Origin of the sequence: Bradyrhizobium sp. IC3195, assembly GCF_020193585.1 — a bacterium.
In the GTDB taxonomy this organism is placed as follows: domain Bacteria; phylum Pseudomonadota; class Alphaproteobacteria; order Rhizobiales; family Xanthobacteraceae; genus Bradyrhizobium; species Bradyrhizobium yuanmingense.
In genome coordinates, this window is sequence record NZ_JADYVG010000018.1 from 112,506 (window position 1) to 132,768 (window position 20,263).

General features: G+C 64.7%; 18 protein-coding genes. 9 read left to right on the forward strand and 9 right to left on the reverse strand.

The window, feature by feature from the left end; all coding sequences use genetic code 11:
- Positions 1–66 precede the first annotated feature (66 nt).
- The gene (locus I6F09_RS27710) at positions 67–558 is read right to left on the reverse strand and encodes an NUDIX domain-containing protein (protein WP_036037090.1); all 492 of its coding nucleotides are present in this window, start codon (positions 556–558) and stop codon (positions 67–69) included.
- 108 nt (positions 559–666) lie between these two features.
- Here I6F09_RS27710 and I6F09_RS27715 point away from each other — a divergent pair, with 108 nt between their 5' ends.
- The gene (locus I6F09_RS27715; protein ID WP_225189533.1) at positions 667–1,551 is read left to right on the forward strand and encodes a metallophosphoesterase; all 885 of its coding nucleotides are present in this window, start codon (positions 667–669) and stop codon (positions 1,549–1,551) included.
- A gap of 106 nt (positions 1,552–1,657) precedes the next feature.
- Here I6F09_RS27715 and I6F09_RS27720 read toward each other — a convergent pair whose 3' ends face one another.
- From I6F09_RS27720 to I6F09_RS27730, 3 genes are all read right to left on the reverse strand, one after another.
- Positions 1,658–2,215, reverse strand: a complete 558-nt coding sequence (locus I6F09_RS27720) for a hypothetical protein (RefSeq protein ID WP_225189522.1) — start codon at positions 2,213–2,215, stop codon at positions 1,658–1,660.
- Between the two features lie 184 nt (positions 2,216–2,399).
- Positions 2,400–2,609, reverse strand: coding sequence for a hypothetical protein (locus I6F09_RS27725; protein ID WP_036013800.1), 210 nt, complete (start codon positions 2,607–2,609; stop codon positions 2,400–2,402).
- A gap of 71 nt (positions 2,610–2,680) precedes the next feature.
- Complete coding sequence (locus I6F09_RS27730) at positions 2,681–4,315, reverse strand: isocitrate lyase (RefSeq protein ID WP_036013803.1); 1,635 nt, start codon at positions 4,313–4,315, stop codon at positions 2,681–2,683.
- A 229-nt stretch (positions 4,316–4,544) separates the two neighbouring features.
- Between I6F09_RS27730 and I6F09_RS27735 the strand changes: the two genes are divergently transcribed.
- Positions 4,545–5,990 (forward strand): short-chain fatty acyl-CoA regulator family protein, encoded by a 1,446-nt coding sequence (locus I6F09_RS27735; RefSeq protein ID WP_036013804.1) that lies wholly within the window; start codon positions 4,545–4,547, stop codon positions 5,988–5,990.
- Between the two features lie 148 nt (positions 5,991–6,138).
- Here the strand turns inward: I6F09_RS27735 and I6F09_RS27740 are convergent, their stop codons facing one another.
- Entirely contained in the window at positions 6,139–6,432 is a 294-nt protein-coding gene (locus I6F09_RS27740) for a hypothetical protein (RefSeq protein WP_036013813.1), read from the reverse strand.
- 227 nt (positions 6,433–6,659) lie between these two features.
- Between I6F09_RS27740 and I6F09_RS27745 the strand changes: the two genes are divergently transcribed.
- Together I6F09_RS27745 and I6F09_RS27750 are read left to right on the forward strand one after the other, a co-directional pair.
- Positions 6,660–7,460: a hypothetical protein gene (locus I6F09_RS27745; protein ID WP_225189523.1), complete on the forward strand. Its 801-nt coding sequence runs from the start codon at positions 6,660–6,662 to the stop codon at positions 7,458–7,460.
- A 166-nt stretch (positions 7,461–7,626) separates the two neighbouring features.
- The gene (locus I6F09_RS27750; RefSeq protein ID WP_036013820.1) at positions 7,627–7,977 is read left to right on the forward strand and encodes a hypothetical protein; all 351 of its coding nucleotides are present in this window, start codon (positions 7,627–7,629) and stop codon (positions 7,975–7,977) included.
- A gap of 418 nt (positions 7,978–8,395) precedes the next feature.
- Here the strand turns inward: I6F09_RS27750 and I6F09_RS37770 are convergent, their stop codons facing one another.
- The 3 genes from I6F09_RS37770 to htpX all read right to left on the reverse strand — a co-directional run bounded on the left by I6F09_RS37770 (position 8,396) and on the right by htpX (position 10,713).
- A complete protein-coding gene (locus tag I6F09_RS37770; protein ID WP_081494629.1) occupies positions 8,396–8,788 on the reverse strand; it encodes a DUF3551 domain-containing protein in 393 nt (130 codons plus the stop codon).
- Positions 8,789–8,997: 209 nt separating this feature from the next.
- The gene (locus tag I6F09_RS27760) at positions 8,998–9,639 is read right to left on the reverse strand and encodes a tetratricopeptide repeat protein (RefSeq protein WP_192893321.1); all 642 of its coding nucleotides are present in this window, start codon (positions 9,637–9,639) and stop codon (positions 8,998–9,000) included.
- 135 nt (positions 9,640–9,774) lie between these two features.
- On the reverse strand, positions 9,775–10,713 hold the full coding sequence (gene htpX / locus I6F09_RS27765; protein WP_036037078.1) for a zinc metalloprotease HtpX: 939 nt from the start codon (positions 10,711–10,713) through the stop codon (positions 9,775–9,777).
- 287 nt (positions 10,714–11,000) lie between these two features.
- Between htpX and I6F09_RS27770 the strand changes: the two genes are divergently transcribed.
- Both I6F09_RS27770 and I6F09_RS27775 read left to right on the forward strand, forming a co-directional pair.
- The gene (locus tag I6F09_RS27770) at positions 11,001–12,347 is read left to right on the forward strand and encodes an HlyD family secretion protein (protein WP_036013829.1); all 1,347 of its coding nucleotides are present in this window, start codon (positions 11,001–11,003) and stop codon (positions 12,345–12,347) included.
- The gene (locus I6F09_RS27775) at positions 12,344–14,284 is read left to right on the forward strand and encodes a glycosyltransferase (protein ID WP_225189524.1); all 1,941 of its coding nucleotides are present in this window, start codon (positions 12,344–12,346) and stop codon (positions 14,282–14,284) included. Before I6F09_RS27770 ends, I6F09_RS27775 begins: the two co-directional genes overlap by 4 nt.
- Positions 14,285–14,323: 39 nt before the next feature.
- Here I6F09_RS27775 and I6F09_RS27780 read toward each other — a convergent pair whose 3' ends face one another.
- Positions 14,324–16,648, reverse strand: a complete 2,325-nt coding sequence (locus I6F09_RS27780) for an AI-2E family transporter (protein ID WP_225189525.1) — start codon at positions 16,646–16,648, stop codon at positions 14,324–14,326.
- A 278-nt stretch (positions 16,649–16,926) separates the two neighbouring features.
- Here I6F09_RS27780 and I6F09_RS27785 point away from each other — a divergent pair, with 278 nt between their 5' ends.
- The 3 genes from I6F09_RS27785 (at position 16,927) to I6F09_RS27795 (ending at position 20,117) form a co-directional block, all read left to right on the forward strand.
- Positions 16,927–18,222: a lytic murein transglycosylase gene (locus I6F09_RS27785; protein ID WP_225189526.1), complete on the forward strand. Its 1,296-nt coding sequence runs from the start codon at positions 16,927–16,929 to the stop codon at positions 18,220–18,222.
- A gap of 111 nt (positions 18,223–18,333) precedes the next feature.
- Complete coding sequence (locus I6F09_RS27790; protein ID WP_036013837.1) at positions 18,334–18,837, forward strand: DUF1993 domain-containing protein; 504 nt, start codon at positions 18,334–18,336, stop codon at positions 18,835–18,837.
- Positions 18,838–19,016: 179 nt separating this feature from the next.
- Complete coding sequence (locus I6F09_RS27795) at positions 19,017–20,117, forward strand: alkene reductase (RefSeq protein WP_109145015.1); 1,101 nt, start codon at positions 19,017–19,019, stop codon at positions 20,115–20,117.
- Positions 20,118–20,263 lie beyond the last annotated feature (146 nt).

Consider the following 20,263-nt stretch of genomic DNA (forward strand, 5'->3'; position numbering starts at 1 on the left):
GTCGGCTCGCGCCCGAGCGGCGTGGTCTGCCGTGCGCGTCGAGCGGGTTACTAGCACAAGCTGCCCTCAGCGCCACGTCGCAATCACGGGCCTGCCATCGAGCACTTCGGCGATCCGCAGCCGCGTGCCGGGCGTGGTGCCCTCGGGCAATGCGGCATTGTCGAAGAATCCGCATTCGACGATCTCGCGGTTGGGCTCAGGGACGCGGTCCTGCCTGAACTGCCTGACCACGTAGACCGCGACGTGGTCGCGGCGGGAGACGTGGCTGTTGAGGAAGACGCCGTGCAGGATCGCCTCGCCTGTCAGATCGATGTCGCCCTCCTCCTTGAGCTCGCGCCGCAACGCCTCTTCCATGGTCTCGCCGAAATCGACGCCGCCGCCAGGCAAATACCAGCCGCTGACGTAGCTATGCCTGACCAGGAAGACGCGATTGTCGGCATCCAGCACCACGGCGCGGACGCCGAGCGTCATGCCGCGGACGAGCAGGAAGTAGACGTGGAAGAACCGCCGCAGCAGCGGCTCGGCTTTCCGTCGGGCTCGGTTCAGACGTTCTCCCATCAGGCTCCTCGACGCCCCCCGTTTCAGGCCCTGCTTGCGCAGCGCGCGCGACCTTGCCATTACAGCGGAGCAATAGCGAGGCATTCGCGCGCCATGACTCCCTCCACGCTGGCTCCCTTCACGCTCGCCCACCTGTCCGATCCGCATCTGGCGCCTTTGCCGAAGCCGCGGCTGATCGAGCTCGCGGGCAAGCGCGCGTTCGGCTATGTCAACTGGACGCGCAACCGCCACAAGTACCAGCGCCGCGAGGTTCTCGACGCGCTCGTCGCCGACATGAAGGCGCAGGCGCCCGACCACATCGCAGTGACAGGCGATCTCGTCAACTTGGCGCTGGAGGCGGAGTTCGCACCGGCGCTGGCCTGGCTCGAAAGCGTCGGCCCGCCCGACCGCGTGACCGCGATCCCCGGCAATCACGACGCCTATGTCAGCGCGACGCGTCATCGCTTCGGCGAGACGTTCCTGCACTACATCGCCGCGGACACACCCGGCGGCGCAGCCTTCCCCGCGGTGCGCCGGCGCGGGCAGCTGGCCCTGATCAGCCTGTCCACGGCGGTACCGACCCTCCCGCTGATGGCGACCGGCACGCTGGGGCGCGATCAGCTCGCCGCGCTCGCGGAGGTGCTCGAGCGACTCGCCGCGGAAGACGTCTTCCGCGTGCTGCTGGTGCATCATCCGCTGAAATCCAGCGCGCGGGCGAAGCGGATGACGGACGCGCCGGAATTGCTGGGACTGTTGAAGCGCCACGGCGTCGAGCTGGTCCTGCACGGGCACGACCACATTCATTCGACGATGTGGTTCGAGGGTCCGAACGGCAACATTCCCGCGCTCGGCGTGCCGTCGGCCTCCGCGCTGGCGCACGGACGTTATCCGGCGGCGGCGTACAATCTGTTCACCATCGAGAAGGACAATGCCGGCTGGCGCTGCGAGCAGACGGTGCGAAGCCTCGGGGTGGGGTTTCAGGTCGGGCAGATCAAGCATGTGCGGTTGATTTAGTCCCCGGTCGTCATTGCGAGCGCAGCGAAGCAATCCAGGAATCTCCCCGGAGGCAGTCTGGATTGCTTCGTCGCAAGGGCTCCTCGCAATGACGGCGGAGAGAGCCTCACCAGTTCCGCAAGACTGCCAGCACTGCAAGCCCGAACAGCGCGGCCGCGCCCAGCACGAAGCCGAACACGAACGGCCAGACGCGCGAACGGCGCGGCGGCGGCGCGGCGGTCGGTGCTTGCGGTTCGGGCTGGACCAACATCGCACGCTCGCGCTCGACCATGCGGCGCGCGACATAGTCGGTGACGGCCTCGACGATCACGGCGGTGTCGTGCGATTCGGCGAGCACGATGCGGCCGAAGCGGGTGTCCTGGACGAAGCGGTACATCCGCTTGTCGCGCCCCATCACGATGTGGGCGACGACGTCGATCCACAGCCGCGGCGTATCGCCCTGGCTGATGCCGCGGTCGAACAGGTCGATCTGATCAGGCACCTGCGCGAACAGGGGATCGAGCGCATCGTTGAGGATCTCGAGCCGCGCCACCTCGGCGTCGCGCAAATCGACCACGACGCCGGTGCGGTCGGCCGCCTCGATCCGCGCGCGCAGCAGCGCATCGCGCAGCCGCACCGGGCGCGGCTGGCCGGGATCGGTCCCGCTGGTCTCGGGCTCTGACATTGTCGGCCTCGTCCTCGACTTATCCCCATTAACCTATCAGCAACCAAACCCTCCGCAAAGGCCTACAATTCCAGAGACTTACGGCGCCCACAGCCGTTTCACCTGTGCCAAAAACAGACGATCCCACCCAGGCAGGGCCTGGATGGGACCATCCGTCCTTGGACGTCTTCTTAAGTCGGGACGATCAGGCCGAGACCCGCGAGGGCTCTTCCACGATCGAGAAGCGGACGCCGGCCTTGTGACGGCTTTCTTCCGAGACTTCCTTCCAGCACTCTTCGGCTTCCTTGCGGGTCTTGAACGGACCTTTGACCTGGGCCGAGCCTTCCACGAGCTTGTGGAAGTTCATCGAACCGAACTCGCCGCCGATCACCCAGAAATTGCTGCCTTTGGTCATTGTCAGTCTCCTGTTGAGGTGCGTGACCGGCCTGGACTCCAACCTGGCTTCCAGACCGGTCCGATCCGCCGTTAGCCGAACTGGTTCATCGTGTTGTGGACGCCGCCCGCCTTCAGCGCAGCTTCGCCCGCGAAGTACTCCTTGTGGTCGTCGCCGATGTCGGAGCCGGCCATGTTCTGGTGCTTCACGCAGGCGATGCCCTGACGGATCTCGGCGCGCTGGACGTTCTTGACGTAGCCCAGCATGCCCTGCTCGCCGAAATACTCGCGGGCGAGATTGTCAGTCGAGAGCGCGGCCGTGTGATAGGTCGGCAGCGTGATCAGGTGGTGGAAGATGCCGGCGCGCTTGGCCGAATCCGCCTGGAAGGTACGGATGCGCTCGTCGGCTTCCTTCGCCAGCGGCGTGTCGTCGTACTCCGCCTTCATCAGCTCGGCACGGTTGTACTTGCTGACGTCCTGGCCCGCTTCCTTCATCGCGTCGTAGACCTGCCAACGGAAGTTGAGGGTCCAGTTGAACGACGGCGAGTTGTTGTAGGCGAGCTTGGCGTTCGGCACCACCTTGCGGATGCGGTCGACCATGCTGGCGATCTGCTCGATATGCGGCTTCTCGGTCTCGATCCAGAGCAGGTCGGCGCCGTTCTGCAGCGAGGTGATGCAATCGAGCACGCAGCGGTCTGCACCGGTGCCGGGGCGGAACTGGTAGAGGTTGGAGGGCAGCCGCTTCGGACGCATCAGCTTGCCGTTGCGGTTGATGATGACGTCGCCGTTCTTGGCGTTCTCCGCGGTGATTTCCTCGCAATCGAGGAAGCTGTTGTACTGGTCGCCGATGTCGCCGGGCTTGTGGCTGACGGCGATCTGCTGCGTCAGGCCGGCGCCGAGCGAGTCGGTGCGGGTCACGACGATGCCGTCTTCGACGCCGAGCTCGAGGAAGGCGTGGCGGCAGGCGCGGATCTTCGCCAGGAAGACGTCATGCGGCACCGTGACCTTGCCGTCCTGGTGGCCGCACTGCTTCTCGTCGGAGACCTGATTCTCGATCTGCAGCGCGCAGGCGCCCGCCTCGATCATCTTCTTGGCGAGCAGATAGGTCGCCTCCGCGTTGCCGAAGCCGGCATCGATGTCGGCGATGACGGGGACGACATGGGTCTGGAAGTTGTCGATCTTCTCGATCAGCTCCTTCTCGCGAGTCTTGTCGCCTTCCTTGCGCGCCTTGTCGAGCAGACGGAAGATGTCGTTGAGCTCGCGCGAATCGGCCTGACGCAGGAAGGTGTAGAGCTCCTCGATCAGCGCCGGCACCGCGGTCTTCTCGTGCATGGACTGGTCGGGCAGCGGACCGAATTCGGAGCGCAGCGCCGCGATCATCCAGCCGGAGAGATAGAGGTAGGTGCGGTCGGTCTTGCCGCCGAAATGCTTCTTGACCGAGATCAGCTTCTGCTGGGCGATGAAGCCGTGCCAGCAGCCCAGCGACTGGGTGTACTTGGTGGGATCCTTGTCATAGGCGGCCATGTCGGCGCGCATCACGGCCGCGGTGTAGCGGGCGATGTCGAGGCCGGTCTTGAAACGGTTCTGCAGGCGCATGCGCGCGACGGCCTCGGCCGAAACGCCGTTCCAGGTCGGCTGGGTCTCGAGGAGCGCCTGAGCCGCCTTGACCTCGTCCTGATACGAGGACGGACCCTGGAGGGTGCTGATACCGCGGGGCTGGTAGTTCATGTGCCTGATCCTTTCGCTGACGATGGCGAAAGCAGCCATCGACATTCTTGACAATGCATTGCGAGATGCGTGTCAGAAGCTAAACGCGAAAAGGAAAAGTTCGTACAGATGGCTTGTTTTTTATTGGTGATGTCATGTAACATCTGAACGTGTAATAGATGTCACTTTGTAAAATTTGTAAATAATAGGTCAACTGTTCTGACCTTGATTGAGTCTGGAGATCTGAGACATGCCCGCCGATTCCGGCAAGAAACTCTTCGTCGGCCCGCGCTTCCGGCGAATCCGGCAGCAATTGGGGCTGTCGCAGACCCAGATCGCCGAGGGGCTCGGGATCTCGCCCAGCTATGTCAACCTGATCGAGCGCAACCAGCGCCCGGTCACGGCGCAGATCCTGCTGCGGCTGGCCGAGACCTATGACCTTGACCTGCGCGATCTCGCCACCGCGGACGAGGACCGCTTCTTCGCCGAGCTGAACGAGATCTTCTCCGATCCCCTGTTCCGGCAGATCGACGTGCCCAAGCAGGAGCTGCGCGACCTCGCCGAGCTCTGCCCCGGCGTCACCCATGCGCTGCAGCGGCTCTACGCGGCCTATACCGAGGCGCGTCAGGGCGAGACCCTGGCCGCGGCGCAGATGGCCGACCGCGACGTCGGCACGCGCTTTGAAGCCAATCCGGTCGAGCGCGTGCGCGAGCTGATCGAGGCCAACCGCAACTATTTTCCGGAGCTGGAGCAGGCGGCGGAAAATCTGCGCGACGAGTTGAACGAGCCCGCCGAAGGGCTGTATGCCGCGCTAATAACGCGCTTGCGCGAGAAGCACTCGATCCAGACCCGCATCATGCCGGTCGACGTGATGCGCGAGACGCTCCGCCGATTCGACCGCCACCGCCGGCAGCTGCTGATCTCGGAGCTGGTCGATCCGCCCGGCCGCGCATTCCAGCTCGCCTTCCAGCTGGGCCTGGCGGAATGCGCGCAGGCGCTGGAGACCATCATCGGCCGGGCCGGCCCGCTGGACGATGCGCCGCGGCGGCTGTTCCGGATCACGCTCGGCAATTACTTCGCGGCCGCCGTGATGATGCCCTACCCGGCGTTCCTCGCGGCCGCCGAAGCGCTGAACTACGACATCCACGTGCTGGCACAGCGCTTCAATTCCGGCTTCGAGCAGGTCTGCCACCGCCTCACCACGCTGCAGCGACCGAATGCGCGCGGCATTCCGTTCTTCCTCTTGCGCGTCGACAATGCCGGCAACGTCTCCAAGCGTTTCTCCTCCGGCACCTTCCCGTTCTCGAAATTCGGCGGCACGTGTCCGCTCTGGAATGTGCATTCGACCTTCGACACGCCGGATCGCCTGCTCAAGCAGGTGATCGAGCTGCCCGACGGCACGCGCTATTTCTCGATCGCGCAGATGGTGCGCCGCCCCGTGGCGCCGCATCCGCTGCCGCAGCCGCGCTTTGCCATCGGCCTCGGCTGCGAGATCCGCCACGCCGCCCGCCTGACCTACGCCACCGGCATGGACCTGGAGAAGGCCGAGGGCACCCCGATCGGCGTCAACTGTCGCCTCTGCGAGCGCGAGAACTGCGCCCAGCGCGCCGAGCCGCCGATCACGCGCACGTTGATCCTGGACGAGACGACGCGGCGGGTGTCGAGCTTTGCGTTCTCGAATGCAAGGGAGTTGTGAGGCACACACTCTCTCTTCCGTCATGGCCGGGCTTGACCCGGCCATCCACGCGCTTCCGCGTATGCAGAAAGAAGGGGATGCCCGGGTCAAGCCAGGGCATAACGACCAAGTGTGTGGTCGCCGCTCCGGTCATCAATAGCGTGCGCCCTCACGCCAGCGTATGCACGATCACCGGTCCCGCCACGGCGCGGGCGTCGCCGGCGAGCAGCGGGCCGAGATCCTTCTCGATCCAGGCGATGGCGCGCTTGTTCGCTTCCTCGGCCTGCTCGAACTTGTCGAAGATCGAGATCGCGGTGACCGTGTCGTCGCCGCCATAGACGACGTAATAGGCGCGGAAACCGTCGACGTCGCTGATGATGGGAACGGCGCCGTCCTTGATGCGGCGCGTCAGCTCTTCCGCGCTCCCGCTTTTCGCCTTGGCCTGACGGATGGCGGCATACATGGCATCCTCCCCTTCCGGCTATGATGTGAGGGCCTCGAGCCCGGGCGGATGTTACGCCGAAGCGCGCAGCCGATCCACGCTTGGTTAACCCGACCCTAATCCGCCCGCGCGATCTGCAACCAACGGTTAAGCACGCCTCAACATCGGTGCCTTAGTCTCGCCGCACTCACTTTTCGCAAACAAGGGCGGCTTAATCTGCCGGGCGAAGTGACATCAGGGGGTTCACCATGCGCATTGCGTTGCTGCTGACCGCGACCATCGTCGGCGCGCTATTCGCCAGTCCAACCATCGCCGGCTCGCTCGATGCCGGCGCGGCGCAGCCGCTGCCGCCGGGCTTCCAGAGCTACCGCGGCTACATGTTCGACATCTCCGAGAACCGCGACCGCAAGGACGTCGACAAGCTCACCGAGAACCTGAAGAGCCAGATCGACGTCGTCGAAGGCGTCGGCCTCTCTCCGCGCGTGCTGCGCTTCTTCCACACCGTTCCGATCGTCGCGAGCGAACTCGCCTGCCTCGACGAAGGTGCCGCCACCGCCTGCTACGGCCGGGTCACGCCGGACATGCAGCGCACCGCGCCCCGGACCCTGACGGTCTGGGACCCCGCCAAGCAGCGCTGGACCAATCCCAATGCCGTCGACCTCGCGGTCGATTCGGGCCTCGGCGTGATCATGCTGCGGCCGGACATGATGCGCTACGAGAAGGAGGCCGTGCTGCTGCACGAGATGCTGCACGCCTTCCACGCGCGGCTGCTGCCGGACGGCTACGCCAACAAGGGCGTGATCACCTACTACGCCCTCGCCAAGTCCAAGGACCTCTTGCCCAAGGAATCCTATGCGATGAAGAATCCCATGGAATTCTTTGCGGTGACCGCCAGCATCTTCCTGGCCGGCAAGAGCGAATTCCACGATCCGAAGTCGCGCGAGGCGCTCAAGGAGAAGATGCCGGACTATTACAAATATCTCGTCGGCGTGTTCGGCTTCGACCCCGAGCCGGCGACCTCGAACGGCCCGGTCGCCTCGCTGAAATGAGCGGACGGCGCCAAGCCAAGCCAAAGAGCCGCGCGAACAGCGCGGCTTTTTTGTTTCGCACGCTCGGTAAGCTGCGGATGACGCACAGCCGGGAATTGCCAAGCCGGGGTCCGATCTGCATAGTCCCGCCCGCATCGATACCGTTTTTCGAAGGGGATGAGAGACCATGGCGGAAGCCGACCTGGATGTCGTGATCCGGCAACTGGCCAGACAGCTGCATACGGGCCTGATGACCCGTGCCAAGGAGCGGCGGGATCGCTTCAACAGCCTTGCGGCCAAGGCCAAGGGCAAGGAGACCGGCGAGCGCTTCAAGATGATGGCCAAGGCCACCATGGAGCAGGCGACTGCGGCCGCCAAGCGCCTGCAGATGTCCGCCGATAACGTCGCCGACAGCTACGCGCGGTCGATGCGCCTCGCCGCCAGCACACCTGTTACGGTGAAAGCGGAGAAGAAGGCAAAGGACGAGAAGCCGGCGAAGAAGGCCGCAAAGAAAGCCAAAGCGAAAAAGAAGACGTAGTCGTTGCACCCAGGGCTATCGCATATGACTTGCGGCGGCGGCCTGCGCACGCGCCTCGTCCTTCGAGACGGCGCTGACGCGCCTCCTCAGGATGAGGCTAATCAGCATCGGTGCTCGTTGAAACTGCTGCCGCGCATCCCGCCCTCATCCTGAGGAGCCCGCCAAAGCGGCCGTCTCGAAGGATGGCCGCAAGGAAAAACTCCCAAATGCGATAGCCCTGCCGTTGAACCGATCGCCGCTACGGGATTGGCGATCTGGAGGCTCGCCGGCCTGTCTCCCAATTATCTCCGGCTTGATCGGATCGCCGCGTTGCGCGTTTGCGACGCGCTCCCTCGCGGCCGCCGCAATCGGGCCGGCCGCGACCTCAACGATTCCTCCGCCCCAGGCATGGGCTGGTCGAACAGTCGAGCGACATCCCTCACATGTATTGCCTCACACTTTGGAGAAAGCGCTCTTTCTCGCCAGGCGCGTAACCTTGGGATGCCCCATAATAGGGTTCATTGAAGTGATTATAGGGTACCGCCCGGTACTGGACCGGCGGCCTCGGTGGCGCGTAGGTCTGGCGATGATGCCGCCGAGCGTTTCCTCTCGCCGGAGGACCGGCGTAGTAGGGATTGAGGACGCACATCTGGCCGTTTGCCGACGCCCTGCATTGGTCCATCGTCGTGAAGCTGCATCGGTAGTATGGCGTCATTCCGCGAGAAATGACGTTCAAGCAAACGGGATAAGCCGGGTCATATTTTTGGGCTCGAGCCTGCCCCGCTGTCAGAGCGATACTCAGGGTCAGAATCGTCAAAGCCCATTTGCACATTGGAAGCTCCTCCAGGGGCGCACGACATGGATGCACTCTGGACCCTGCCAGTATTGATCCAACTCAATACTAGTTGAATTGGTTCATACGCGCAGCAGACAGCCGCGACAGTCTCGCTTTCCGCATCTCTCACCGATCTCGCCGCTATGCGGCAAGCCACCTGTCCTAAAGACGTGAGAGGGTGCCGCCGCAAATGCCGCGCCAGATCCTCATCTTCGCGGCGCGGCCACCAGTGTCGGCTCGGCGCTGGCGAGTTCCGCGAGCTTGGCGCGCGCGGCCTCTCGCGCGCGACCGTCCTTGCCGGCGGGCAGCGCCAGCGCGGCCTCGAAATCGGCGCGGGCGTCGTCCGTCTGGCCGCGGGCGAGGAACGCAAGGCCGCGGTCGAGACGGGCCTGCGCATCGGTGGGGTCGAGGCGGACCGCCGTGCTGTAGCTCAGGATGGCGCGGTCGAGATCGCCCATTGCGGCGAGCGCGAGACCGCGCTGGTGATAAGGTGCCGCGCGCTTGGGATCGTGCGCGATCGCCTCGTCGTAATCCGCAATGGCAAGCTCGAAGTCGCCGTTCTGCCGGCGCGCCAGCGCCCGGTCGCGATAGAGCGAAGCGCGGTTGGGATTGAGGTGGATGGCCTCGTCGAAATCGGCGATCGCCCGCTTGAAGTCGCCGTGACGCAGCGCGATCCGTCCACGTCCCGCATAGGCGAAGGCGATCAGCGAGCCGCGCAGCGGCGAGAAGCCGATCACGGCCGAGCAGATGTCGGGATCATCCTCGTCGCCGCAATTGACGACCATGTGCGTGGACAAGCCGACGAGCACGCAAAGGACGATCAGCAATGGTACGGCAATTCTGGTCATCTTCGACGGTGGCCGGCAGCGCGCCAGCCACCCATCCCCTTTCGAAGGAATGGTCACGCCGAGGAGTTAACACTGGTTGGGGACCCCCCTGTGTGCGCCAGATCACAAAGCCAGACGCAATCCTTGCCGGCTCCGTCAGCCCCAGGGACTACGACGTGAGGAGGAGCGGCCCCACGGCCCGCGCGGTGGATAGTTCTCGTTGGCGCCGACCGACGGCGCCGCGCGCGCGCCGAGCTCGGCCGCCAGTTGCTGGAGCGCGGCGACGCGGTTCTGCGTCGAGGGGTGGGTGGCGAACAGGTTGTCCACCCCGTGGCCCGACAGCGGATTGATGATGAACATGTGCGCGGTCGCAGGGTTTCGCTCGGCCTCGTAGTTCGGGACCTGGTGCGCAGCGCCCTCGATCTTCACCAGCGCAGAGGCCAGCCACATCGGCTGTCCCACGATGCGCGCACCGAGATTGTCGGCGGCATATTCGCGGGTCCGGCTGATCGCCATCTGCACCAGCATGGCACCGAGCGGAGCGAGGATCATCAACAGGATCGAGCCGATGATGCCCGGACCGCTGTTGTTGTCGCGATTGCCGCCAAAGAACATGCCGAACTGCGCCAGCATCGAGATCGCACCGGCGATGGTCGCGGTGATCGTCATCAGCAGCGTGTCGTGATGCTTGATGTGCGCGAGCTCGTGCGCAATCACACCGGCGAGCTCCTCGCGGCTGAGCTGGTTCATCAGACCGGTGGTGACGGCGACCGCGGCGTTTTCCGGATTGCGGCCGGTGGCGAACGCGTTGGGCTGGATCTCATCCATCACGAACACGCGCGGCATCGGCAGGCCGGCACGGCCCGCAAGCTCGGCGACGAGGCCGACCAGCTCCGGCGCGGTCGAACGATCGACCTCATGGGCGCCGTACATCGACAGCACCATGCGGTCGGAGTTCCAGTAGGTGAAGAGGTTGGTTGCGGCGGCAATGACGAGCGCGATCATGGCGCCCGAGGCGCCTCCGATCAGATAGCCGACGCCCATGAACAGGGCGGTCAGGCCAGCGAGCAGCATTGCGGTACGAAAATAGTTCATGGCCGTCTCCTGGGGCGGCCGCGGGCGAACCTCTGGCCGGCACCTTCGAAGTATGAATGCGGCCGCCGGCTGCAAGGTTCGTGCGTCGTGGAGCCGCAGACGCCAGCGGCGCCAGCCAGCCTTTCCGCCGCCACTAAAGCTTGACCGGGATTTGCGCAAAAACACACGCGGAGGCTTAGCAACCTGGAAAGCGCAATTTCCGCATAACTCGCGGTAACCGGGCACGCGGCATTGGCCTTGTGCATTGACCGGGTTCCCGTTGGCCTCCCGTCAGCAAGGTGACCGCCATGGTAGACCGCTCGAGCGCCGCCTCCGTCGCCCCCTCATCCGCCCCCCCTCCTCACGACGCCAGAACTGATGCGAAGGGTTTGCAAGACTCCCTGCACGAGCACCTCTTCACCAATGACGAGTCCGACCATGCTTCCACGACGCAGAGCGGGCAAGAATCGGGGCGCCGCTGGCCGTATCTGCGGCGCGGCGCCAAGGTCGCGATCGGGCTCGCCATCGTCGCCGTGTTCGGCTGGCTGCCGCTGCGGGCGATCTGGGAAAATTCGAGCGTCGAAGCCGTGCTGAATTCCCGCCTCGTCACCTTGCGGACTCCGATCGGTGGCCGCGTCGCAGCCGCCCAGCGCGTCACTGACCAGGCCAAGCTCGAAGCCGGGACCGTCGTCCTGCGCGTCTTCAACTCGCGCGGCGATCGCACCCGGCTCGACGATCTCCGGCGGCAGAAATCGCGCCTGGAGAATGAACGGCCGAGCCTTGCGGCGAAGCTCGCTTCGGCGCAGGCGGCACAAAAGGATCTGGCGCGGCAGGCCGCGCTATTTCGCGACGGACGCGTGCTCCAGCTCGAGGCCCGCATCGCGGAGATCCAGACCTCGATCGAGGCTGCGGCGGCGCGGCGGGACGAGGCCAGTGCCGCCGTCGAGCGCGCCTCCTCGCTGGCAAAATCGGGCAATGTCTCGACCGTCGAACTGGCACGTCTGACGCGCGAGCTCTCCGTGTCGCAACAGACCGAGCTCGGTGCGCGCAAGCGGCTGGACGCGGCCAAGGTCGAGCTCGCCGCGGCACGGAACGGATCCTTCCTCGGCGACAGCTACAACGACCGGCCAAGCTCGGTTCAGCGCGAGGAAGAGATGCGCCAGCGTGCCGGCGACCTCGAGGCCGATCTCGCGCGCACCGACACGGAGATCGCCTGGCTCGCCAACGAGATCATCGTCGAGGAGGTCCGGTTCGCGGATCTCACCGAAGCCAACATTACGACACCCGTCGCAGGCCGCGTCTGGGAAATGATGACATCGCCGGGCGAGGACGTGCAGGCAGGCCAGCCGTTGCTCAAAGTGCTCGATTGCAGCGGCGCCGTGATCACCGCCAATGTCACCGAGAACGTCTACAACCGCCTGCAGCTCGGCGACCACGCGACGTTCGAGCCCAATGACGGCGGCGAGCCGATCTCCGGCACCGTGGTCAACCTGACCGGCGCTGCCGGCGCGCCGGCCAATCTCGCCATCAATCCGGATGCGCTGAGCAAGGAGCCCTATCGTGTGACCGTGGCCTCGCGCGATGCCGCAGCTCGCGCCTGCACGGTCGGCCGCACCGGCCGCGTGGTATTTGCGCGACACGAGACCGCACCGTGACGGCGGCGCTGACGCCCGGCCTGATCGCGCTCGGCGCCTTCATGGCGATCGTACCGCTGCTGAGGCGCGACAGCACGATGGCACGCTCGTTCCTGGCCATTGTGTCGGTGACCTTGCTGCTGCGCTATCTCTATTGGCGGATCATGTCGACGCTTCCGCCGCCGCGCCTGACCGTCGATGCCGTGATCGGCTACCCCTTCATGCTGCTGGAGGCGGCCTCGCTCGTCGCGGTCGCGTTGTCGCTGCTGTTCCTGAGCCGGACGCGCGACCGCACCGGCGCAGCGAAGGTCGACGGCCGCACCACCGATCCGGGCGCACCGCTGATCGACCTCTTCATCTGCACCTACAACGAGGAACGAGGGATCCTCGAGCGCACGATCATCGGCGCGACGGGCATGGACTACGGCAATTACCGCGTCTGGGTGCTCGACGACGGAAGACGGCCCTGGCTGCGGCGGCTGTCCGGCGAGCTCGGCTGCCACTATCTGACGCGGCCCGACAACCAGCACGCCAAAGCAGGCAACATCAATCACGCACTGAGGCATGTCGGGGCGCTGCCGGAGCGGCCGCAGTTCGTCGCCATTCTCGATGCGGACTTCGTGCCGCGGCCCGATTTCCTTGCGCGCACCGTCTCGCTCATGGACGATGCGTCGGTCGGCGTGGTCCAGACCCCGCAGCACTTCATCAATCCCGACCCGATCCAGACCAACCTCGCCGCGACCGACGTCTGGCCCGACGAGCAGCGCTTCTTCTTCGACATCCTGCTGCCGGCCAAGGACGCCTGGGGCGTCGCGTTCTGCTGCGGCACCTCCTCCCTCATCCGCTATTCCGGACTGATGCGGATCGGCGGCTTTCCGACCGATTCGGTGACGGAGGACTATCTCGTCACGCTGCGCCTCAAGGAACGCGGACTCAATACGATCTATCTCAACGAGCGCCTGACGATCGGGCTCGCGCCGGAAGGGCTGAAGGAATACATCACCCAGCGCGCCCGCTGGTGCCTCGGCTTGATGCAGATCGTGCGCGGCCGCAGCGGACCGCTCTCGCGGGACTCGAAGCTGCCCTTCATCGACCGCCTCTCGCTGGCCGACGCCTTCATGAGCTGGTCCGCGGTCTACACCTCGAAAGTGGCGGGCCTTGTGGTGCCCTGGCTGTTCCTGCTGTTCGGCATCCAGGCGGTGCGGGCTGATCTGAGCGAGCTGTTGCGGGTCTTTCTGCCCTTCTATGTCTGGAACGGCCTCAGCATGGCCTGGCTTTCGCGCGGCCGCTCGCTCGCAATGATGACGGATGTCTCCCAACTGATTGCCGCGCCTGCCGTGCTCAAGGCGGTGGCGACCGGCCTGTTGAAGCCGAAGGGACACAAGTTCAAGGTCACCGCGAAAGGCGGCGACCGCGACCGACGCTTCGTCGAATGGCCGCTGCTGCGCATCTACGGCTGCGCACTTTTCATCACGCTCGCATCCATCGCCTATGCCTTCATCCTGCAGCAGCGCGGCGAGAACATCGCCTATGGCGGACTGGCGCTGGCCTGGAGCTTCTACAACGCGTTCATCCTCACCGTGGTCTGCTTCGTCTGCATCGAGCAGCCGCGCAAGCGCAAGGCGGAGCGCTTCAATCGCAACGAGCCGGTGCTGCTGCGCCAGGACGGCAGGTCGCATCTGGCGCGGCTCGCCGATATCTCCATCACCGGTGCGCGGCTAATCGATCCCGATCCGCCGGCGCCTGGGAGCACGATCGAGTGCCAGATCTACGGCCGCTCGATCGCGGCCATCGTGGTGCGGCGGACCATTGATGGATTTGCCGTGCGGTTCGCGGAAGGCATGGACACGCGCGTGCATGCAATCAGGGCGTTCTATGCCGGCGAATATGTTCGGGCCTATCGGGGCGTCAGGGCGCTCCCGGTCGGTAAGGCGCTGCTGATGCGGCTGTTCGGCTAGCGCCACGCACTGTTAGCGGCAAGGTCGGCTTCCTCTCCGCTAGGGGGCGGGATGCACCTCTCTCGAGCCATCCGACTCGACGCCTGTGGCCACTCGAGCGCTCTGGATATCGATCATCAATTGCTTCGCCATCTCCTGCAGGCGGTCACGATCCCGGTCGGTGAACTCCCGCGGCTGAGTATCAATCACACAAAGGCAGCCTACAACATGACCGGATGAAGTCCGGAGCGGGACCCCCGCGTAGAAGCGAATGCCTCGCTCCAGCACATGCGGATCGTCGGCGAAGCGCGGGTCTTCGGTCACATCCTCCGAAACCAGCATATCGCCTGCAGCGATCACATGCGCGTCGAGGGAGCCCTCGTGATTGCTCGGCAGACCTGCTTGGACTTCTTGGGCGCGGGCTTCAGCGGCGGTTAGCTGAATATGATCGACCAATGTCACCAGCGCGATCGGAACGTTGAACGCTTGCGCGACCTTTCTGGACGCCTCATCCAGGTCCTGGCGTTTCGAGGCGTCCAAGCCAAGTCCGCGCAGCGCGGCGAGCTGCGCACGTTCGGCGTCGGCCGTGAGCTGGGGCGTATCGCCGAGAGCTGCCGCGCGACCGACCCATGCTTCAACCTGCTCGACGCATGCGTGGAGAGAGGCGAATGCCGCGTCGGCCGCCATCTGGGTCTTGAGCTCTCCCGTCTGTTCCGTTCCGGCGATCAAATTCCAGCAGCAGGCGGCAAGCTTCACCTGTGGAGCCCGACGGCGCAGGCGACGAAAGACATAGCGGGCGTAGACCTGCGGCTGCGGGTGAAAGTAGGACAGGCACACCACGTCGACCCCCTGGAGATCGAGTTGCTCCAATGCTCCCCGACTGACCGCGATCGGCGGCAAGACCTTGGCGCCGATGGTGCGTTCCTCGAGCACCTGCGCGAGCATCTCCGCCGCTGCATGATCGAGCTCCGTGCGTCCAGCGAGACAGAGGACGCATGGTCGCTGCGCAGTGTGATTTCCCTCGTCCACTGCATTCGCTTTTTCGCGGATATGGTCATCAACCTCCCGGACAACCGAAATAGCCGTATCCGCAACAAGACGCCGGTAATTGGTGTCGATGCCGCTGCGCTGACGATCATTCTCCGCCAGGCGCAGCGCCGGAATTCCGACGTTGTCGTACAGCTCGCGTGAGGAACACTCGTCGACATAGTTCTCGGCGAACTCAACCGCCTCCTCCAGGTTGCCAGCCAATAACCGCTGGTAGAGTTGCTCCTCCGGCGCGAGCACAGGGTCGCTGCCGAGCAGAACGCCCAAGAACTCCAACTGCGGGACGTAGCGCCCCATGACGACGAGGCAGACGGTCAAAGGTGTCGCCAGAAACAGCCCGACGGGCCCCCACAGCATCGTCCAGAAGATCGCGGCGATGATAATTGCGAGGGACGACAGCCCGGTGCTGGATCCGTAAAGCCAAGGCTCGACAACATTGTTGCTGACGAGTTCAGCCGTAACGAACAAACCGACGACCCAGAACAGCATCGTCCAGCCGGGATCGACGGCGATGGCCAGGGCAACGGGAAATATAGCAGCCAGGAAAGGACCGAGGTAGGGAATGAATCGAAGTACCGCTGCGAGCAAGCCCCAAAGAATCGCGTTCGGCACGCCAACAAAGTAGAGTGCAACACCGATCGGCACGCCGTAAGTCAGATTGACAACAAGCTGCATCAGCAGATAGCGGCTGACCCGCGAGGCAGCATCGTTGATGGCCTGAGTACTCTTCTGAAGGTCACCGGCTCCGGCTAACTTGATGAATCGGTCGCGCAGGTCTTCGCGCTCGAGCAGCACGAAGATCACGAAAATGACGACCAGCCCGGAAGTCGCAAGCGGCGCCAGCAATGGACCTATGACCGATCGAATGAGCTCCAGCGGTCTCGGCTGTGGCGGCTCCACCCGCACGGTGACAGGCTCCCGACTCTCACTGCCGGTGCCAAGCCGGGAGGATGCAGCCGCCGACTTTTTCTCATCTCCCGAGATCTCTCTGCCGAGATCCTGCATCGTCGTGGTAACGGCGTCGACGACCCCACCGCCCGGCGCGGAGCTTTGCAACGAGCGGATCTTCTCGGTGATGGTGGTCTGATAATTGGGAAGGTTGCTGGCGAGTTGGACCAGTTGGCGCCCAACGACCAAGGCGACCCCTGCGACGACGATGAAGGCAATGGAAACGGCAATTAGCACCGCTGCAATGCGGGGCACTTTCCAACGTCTCAGCCAATTGACCAAGGGCGTGAGAACGAAGCTCAGCAGGATCGCAAGGGCAAAAGGAACGAAGATTTCCCGGCCGAGATAGAGGGCTCCGATGGCTAGGACGATGCCGCCGGCCGTGAGCATGGGCGAGGTTGCGGCTCGCACGGCCGGTGTTCGTTGCGTCGACGCCGGAGGCAACTCGGCCACAGAACGAGCCTTTCCGTAACGGGTTCGACAGGTCAACCCCGATTCGGCGGGATTGATCCAACCGAGCCAATCGCTTGATTCCTGAATACATGCCCCCCTGTGCACCAAGAGGGGGCGACCACCCGTCCTCCAGATGCAGGGTGGGGATGGCCTGGGGCGGCCGCTTCCCCTAAACTTCGGCCGAATCCACGCCTGCCCTTCCCCGCCGGAACCCCATGGTCCAGACCCGATTTCCGATCGCGGCCCTCGCGCTTATCGCATGCACGGCCGCGGCATCCGCCCAAATGCTTCCGCCTCCTGCCAAGCCCGCAGTGCCGAAGGCCCCCTCGCCGCGCGCCGCCTCGTGCCACAATGGCGCGAGCTTCGATCGCTTCCTGACCGAGGTGAAGCAACAGGCGGTGGCCGCCGGCGTGTCGCAGCGCACGATCGCGGAGGCATCGCCCTATCTCGTCTACGACCAGGGCATCGTCAACCGCGACCGCGGCCAGCGCGTGTTCGGACAGCTCTTCACCGAATTCGCCGGCCGCATGGCCGCGGCCTATCGCATGCAGAACGGGCAGCAGCACATCAAGCAATACGCCGCGGCGTTTGCGCGCGCGGAAAAGGAATACGGCGTGCCGCCCGCGGTGATCGCCGCGTTCTGGGGCCTCGAGAGCGATTTCGGTGCCAACATGGGCAATTTGCCGACGCTGAAATCGCTGGTGTCGCTCGCCTATGATTGCCGCCGTTCGGAGATGTTCGTGAACGAGACCATCGCGGCGCTGAAGATCATCGACCGCGGCGATCTGCATCCCGACGAGATGATCGGCTCCTGGGCCGGCGAGCTCGGCCAGACCCAATTCCTGCCCGTGCACTACGTCAACTACGCGGTCGACTTTGACGGCGACGGACGGCGCGACCTGTTGCGCTCGCCGGCCGACGTGATCGGCTCGACCGCGAACTACATCGCAAACGGATTGAAGTGGCGGCGCGGCGAGCCGTGGCTCGAGGAGATCAAGGTGCCGCCGAACCTGCCGTGGGAGAAGACCGATCTCACGGTACGCGAGCCGCGCTCGACATGGGCGCAACTGGGCGTCACCTATCCCGACGGCCGGCCCTTGCCGAACGACAATCTCGCAGCCTCCGTGCTGCTGCCGATGGGACGCTTCGGGCCGGCCTTCATGGCCTATCCGAATTTCGCGGCCTACACCGAGTGGAACAACTCGCTGATCTACGCGACCACCGCGGGCTATCTCGCCTCGCGCATCGCCGGGGCCGCGCCGATGCGCAAGCCGGCGGCGCCGGTCGCGCAATTGCCGTTCAACGAGCTCAAGGAATTGCAGCAGCTCTTGGTGCGCGCCGGCTTCAACGTCGGCAAGGTCGACGGTGTGCTGGGGCAGCAGAGCCGCGCCGCGGTGAAGGCGACGCAGATCAAGTACGGCCTGCCGGCGGATTCCTGGCCGACCGCCGAGCTGCTCGCGCGCATGCGCGGCGGCACGGCGCAGGTCCTGCCCCAGACGACGGTGCGGTAGAATTTTCGCATCGCACAAGTCTCTTTCCGCGATTGCAATTTTCCATGAGGCTCCCATGTGAGTGGCTCAGGTTTTCTCCTGAGATTTCCCACCATTTGAAGCGAGCATCACATGTCCTTCTACGACGCCGTCGTCCCCGCCTATTTGCAGATGCTGAACAGCGTGACCGGGCTGCTCACCAAAGCTGAGGCGCATTGCGCGGCCAGGAAGATCGATCCCAGCGTCCTGCTCGGCTCGCGCCTCTTCCCGGACATGCTGCCGCTGTCGCGGCAGATCCAGCTGGTCAGCGACTATCCGACCAGAGGCTGTGCGCGGCTGACGCATAGCGAGGTCCCCTCGACGCCCGACACCGAAACCAGCTTTGCGGAGTTGAAGCAGCGGCTGGCGAAAACGATCGACTATGTCAAATCCTTCAAGCCCGAGCAGTTTGAGGGCGCCGACGCCAAGGACGTCACCTTTCCGATCGGCCCCGGCAAGACCATCACCATGACGGGACAGCAATTCCTGAGCTCGTTCTCGCTGCCGAACCTCTATTTCCACGCCGCGATCGCCCACGGCATCTTGCGTCACAACGGCGTCGAGATCGGCAAGCGCGATTTCCTCGGCGCGAACTGATTTGTGAAATCGCACGGCCGCGACAGTGGGATTTCGCTGTCGCAGCCGACATTGCACATGAACTATGCTACGCGCGCCCTGCCGCGTAGCTCGCCTGCACTTTGCGTATGGCTCATCCCTTGCGCCCGATGTCGCGATGCACAATTGTTCGAGACCTCTCACCGCCCGGAAGCATTCCCATGAGCCGTTCGACCAAATTGTTTGAGACCTACAAGCTCGGCCCGATCACGCTGGCCAACCGCCTGGTCATGGCGCCGCTGACGCGCAACCGTGCCGTACCCGGCACCTTCGTGCCCGGTCCGCTCGCCGCCGATTATTACGCCCAGCGTGCATCCGCGGGCCTGCTGATCACCGAGGCGAGCCAGGTCTCGCAACAAGGTCAGGGCTACCAGGACACGCCCGGCATCTATAGCAAGGAGCAGGTCGCCGGCTGGCGCAAGGTCACCGACAAGGTGCATGAACGCGGCGGCAAGATCTTCATCCAGCTCTGGCATGTCGGCCGCATCTCGCATGTCGATCTGCAGGCGAATGGCGCAGCCCCGGTGGCACCGAGCGCGATCCGAGCCAAGGGCAAGACCTTCGTCAACGGCGGCTTCGCCGACGTCTCCGAGCCGCGCGCGCTCGAGCTCTCCGAGATTCCCGGGATCATCGACGACTTCAAGCGCGCCACGAAGAACGCGCTGGAAGCCGGCTTCGACGGCGTCGAGATCCACGGCGCCAACGGCTATCTGCTCGAGCAGTTCGCCAAGGACGGCGCCAACAAGCGCACTGATGCCTATGGCGGCTCGATCGAGAACCGCGCGAAGCTGATGCTGGAGGTCTCCAAGGCCGTCGTCGCCGAGGCCGGCGCCGAGCGCACCGGCATCCGCATCTCGCCGGTGACGCCGGCCAACGACATCTCGGATTCCAATCCGCAGGCCCTGTACGATCACATCGTCGACGGCCTCAGCGCGCTGAAGCTGGTCTATCTTCACGTGGTCGAAGGCGCCACCGGCGGGCCGCGCGACATCGCGCCGTTCGACTATGCGTCATTGCGCAAGCGCTTCTCGGGCGCCTACGTCGCCAACAATGGCTACGATTTCGACCTCGCCAGCAAAGTGCTGGAGGCGAACGCCGCCGACCTCATCGCCTTCGGCAAGCCGTTCATCTCCAACCCCGACCTGGTCGAGCGGCTGAAGCAGGGAGCGGCGCTGAACGATTGGGACAAGAACACGTTCTACGGCGGTGGTGCGAAGGGCTACACGGATTACCCGACGCTCGCGGCCGAGCCGGCGGAGTAGGTTCTTCTCCACGCATGACGCTGTCATGCCCCGCGAAGGCGGGGCATCCAGTACGCCGCGGCTTCTCGGTTCAACCACGACCGTCTCTGGAATACTGGATTGCCCGCCCCTGTGCGCAATTGCGCACTAGGCGGGCAATGACATCG

Excerpts from the sequence above, each read along its gene's own strand:
- I6F09_RS27710 (WP_036037090.1), bottom strand. The coding sequence starts at position 558 with ATGGGAGAACGTCTGAACCGAGCCCGACGGAAAGCCGAGCCGCTGCTG.
- I6F09_RS27720 (WP_225189522.1), bottom strand. The coding sequence starts at position 2,215 with ATGTCAGAGCCCGAGACCAGCGGGACCGATCCCGGCCAGCCGCGCCCG.
- I6F09_RS27725 (WP_036013800.1), bottom strand. The coding sequence starts at position 2,609 with ATGACCAAAGGCAGCAATTTCTGGGTGATCGGCGGCGAGTTCGGTTCG.
- I6F09_RS27730 (WP_036013803.1), bottom strand. The coding sequence starts at position 4,315 with ATGAACTACCAGCCCCGCGGTATCAGCACCCTCCAGGGTCCGTCCTCG.
- I6F09_RS27735 (WP_036013804.1), top strand. The coding sequence starts at position 4,545 with ATGCCCGCCGATTCCGGCAAGAAACTCTTCGTCGGCCCGCGCTTCCGG.
- I6F09_RS27740 (WP_036013813.1), bottom strand. The coding sequence starts at position 6,432 with ATGTATGCCGCCATCCGTCAGGCCAAGGCGAAAAGCGGGAGCGCGGAA.
- I6F09_RS27745 (WP_225189523.1), top strand. The coding sequence starts at position 6,660 with ATGCGCATTGCGTTGCTGCTGACCGCGACCATCGTCGGCGCGCTATTC.
- I6F09_RS27750 (WP_036013820.1), top strand. The coding sequence starts at position 7,627 with ATGGCGGAAGCCGACCTGGATGTCGTGATCCGGCAACTGGCCAGACAG.
- I6F09_RS37770 (WP_081494629.1), bottom strand. The coding sequence starts at position 8,788 with ATGTGCAAATGGGCTTTGACGATTCTGACCCTGAGTATCGCTCTGACA.
- I6F09_RS27760 (WP_192893321.1), bottom strand. The coding sequence starts at position 9,639 with ATGACCAGAATTGCCGTACCATTGCTGATCGTCCTTTGCGTGCTCGTC.
- htpX (WP_036037078.1), bottom strand. The coding sequence starts at position 10,713 with ATGAACTATTTTCGTACCGCAATGCTGCTCGCTGGCCTGACCGCCCTG.
- I6F09_RS27770 (WP_036013829.1), top strand. The coding sequence starts at position 11,001 with ATGGTAGACCGCTCGAGCGCCGCCTCCGTCGCCCCCTCATCCGCCCCC.
- I6F09_RS27780 (WP_225189525.1), bottom strand. The coding sequence starts at position 16,648 with ATGCTCACGGCCGGCGGCATCGTCCTAGCCATCGGAGCCCTCTATCTC.
- I6F09_RS27785 (WP_225189526.1), top strand. The coding sequence starts at position 16,927 with ATGGTCCAGACCCGATTTCCGATCGCGGCCCTCGCGCTTATCGCATGC.
- I6F09_RS27790 (WP_036013837.1), top strand. The coding sequence starts at position 18,334 with ATGTCCTTCTACGACGCCGTCGTCCCCGCCTATTTGCAGATGCTGAAC.
- I6F09_RS27795 (WP_109145015.1), top strand. The coding sequence starts at position 19,017 with ATGAGCCGTTCGACCAAATTGTTTGAGACCTACAAGCTCGGCCCGATC.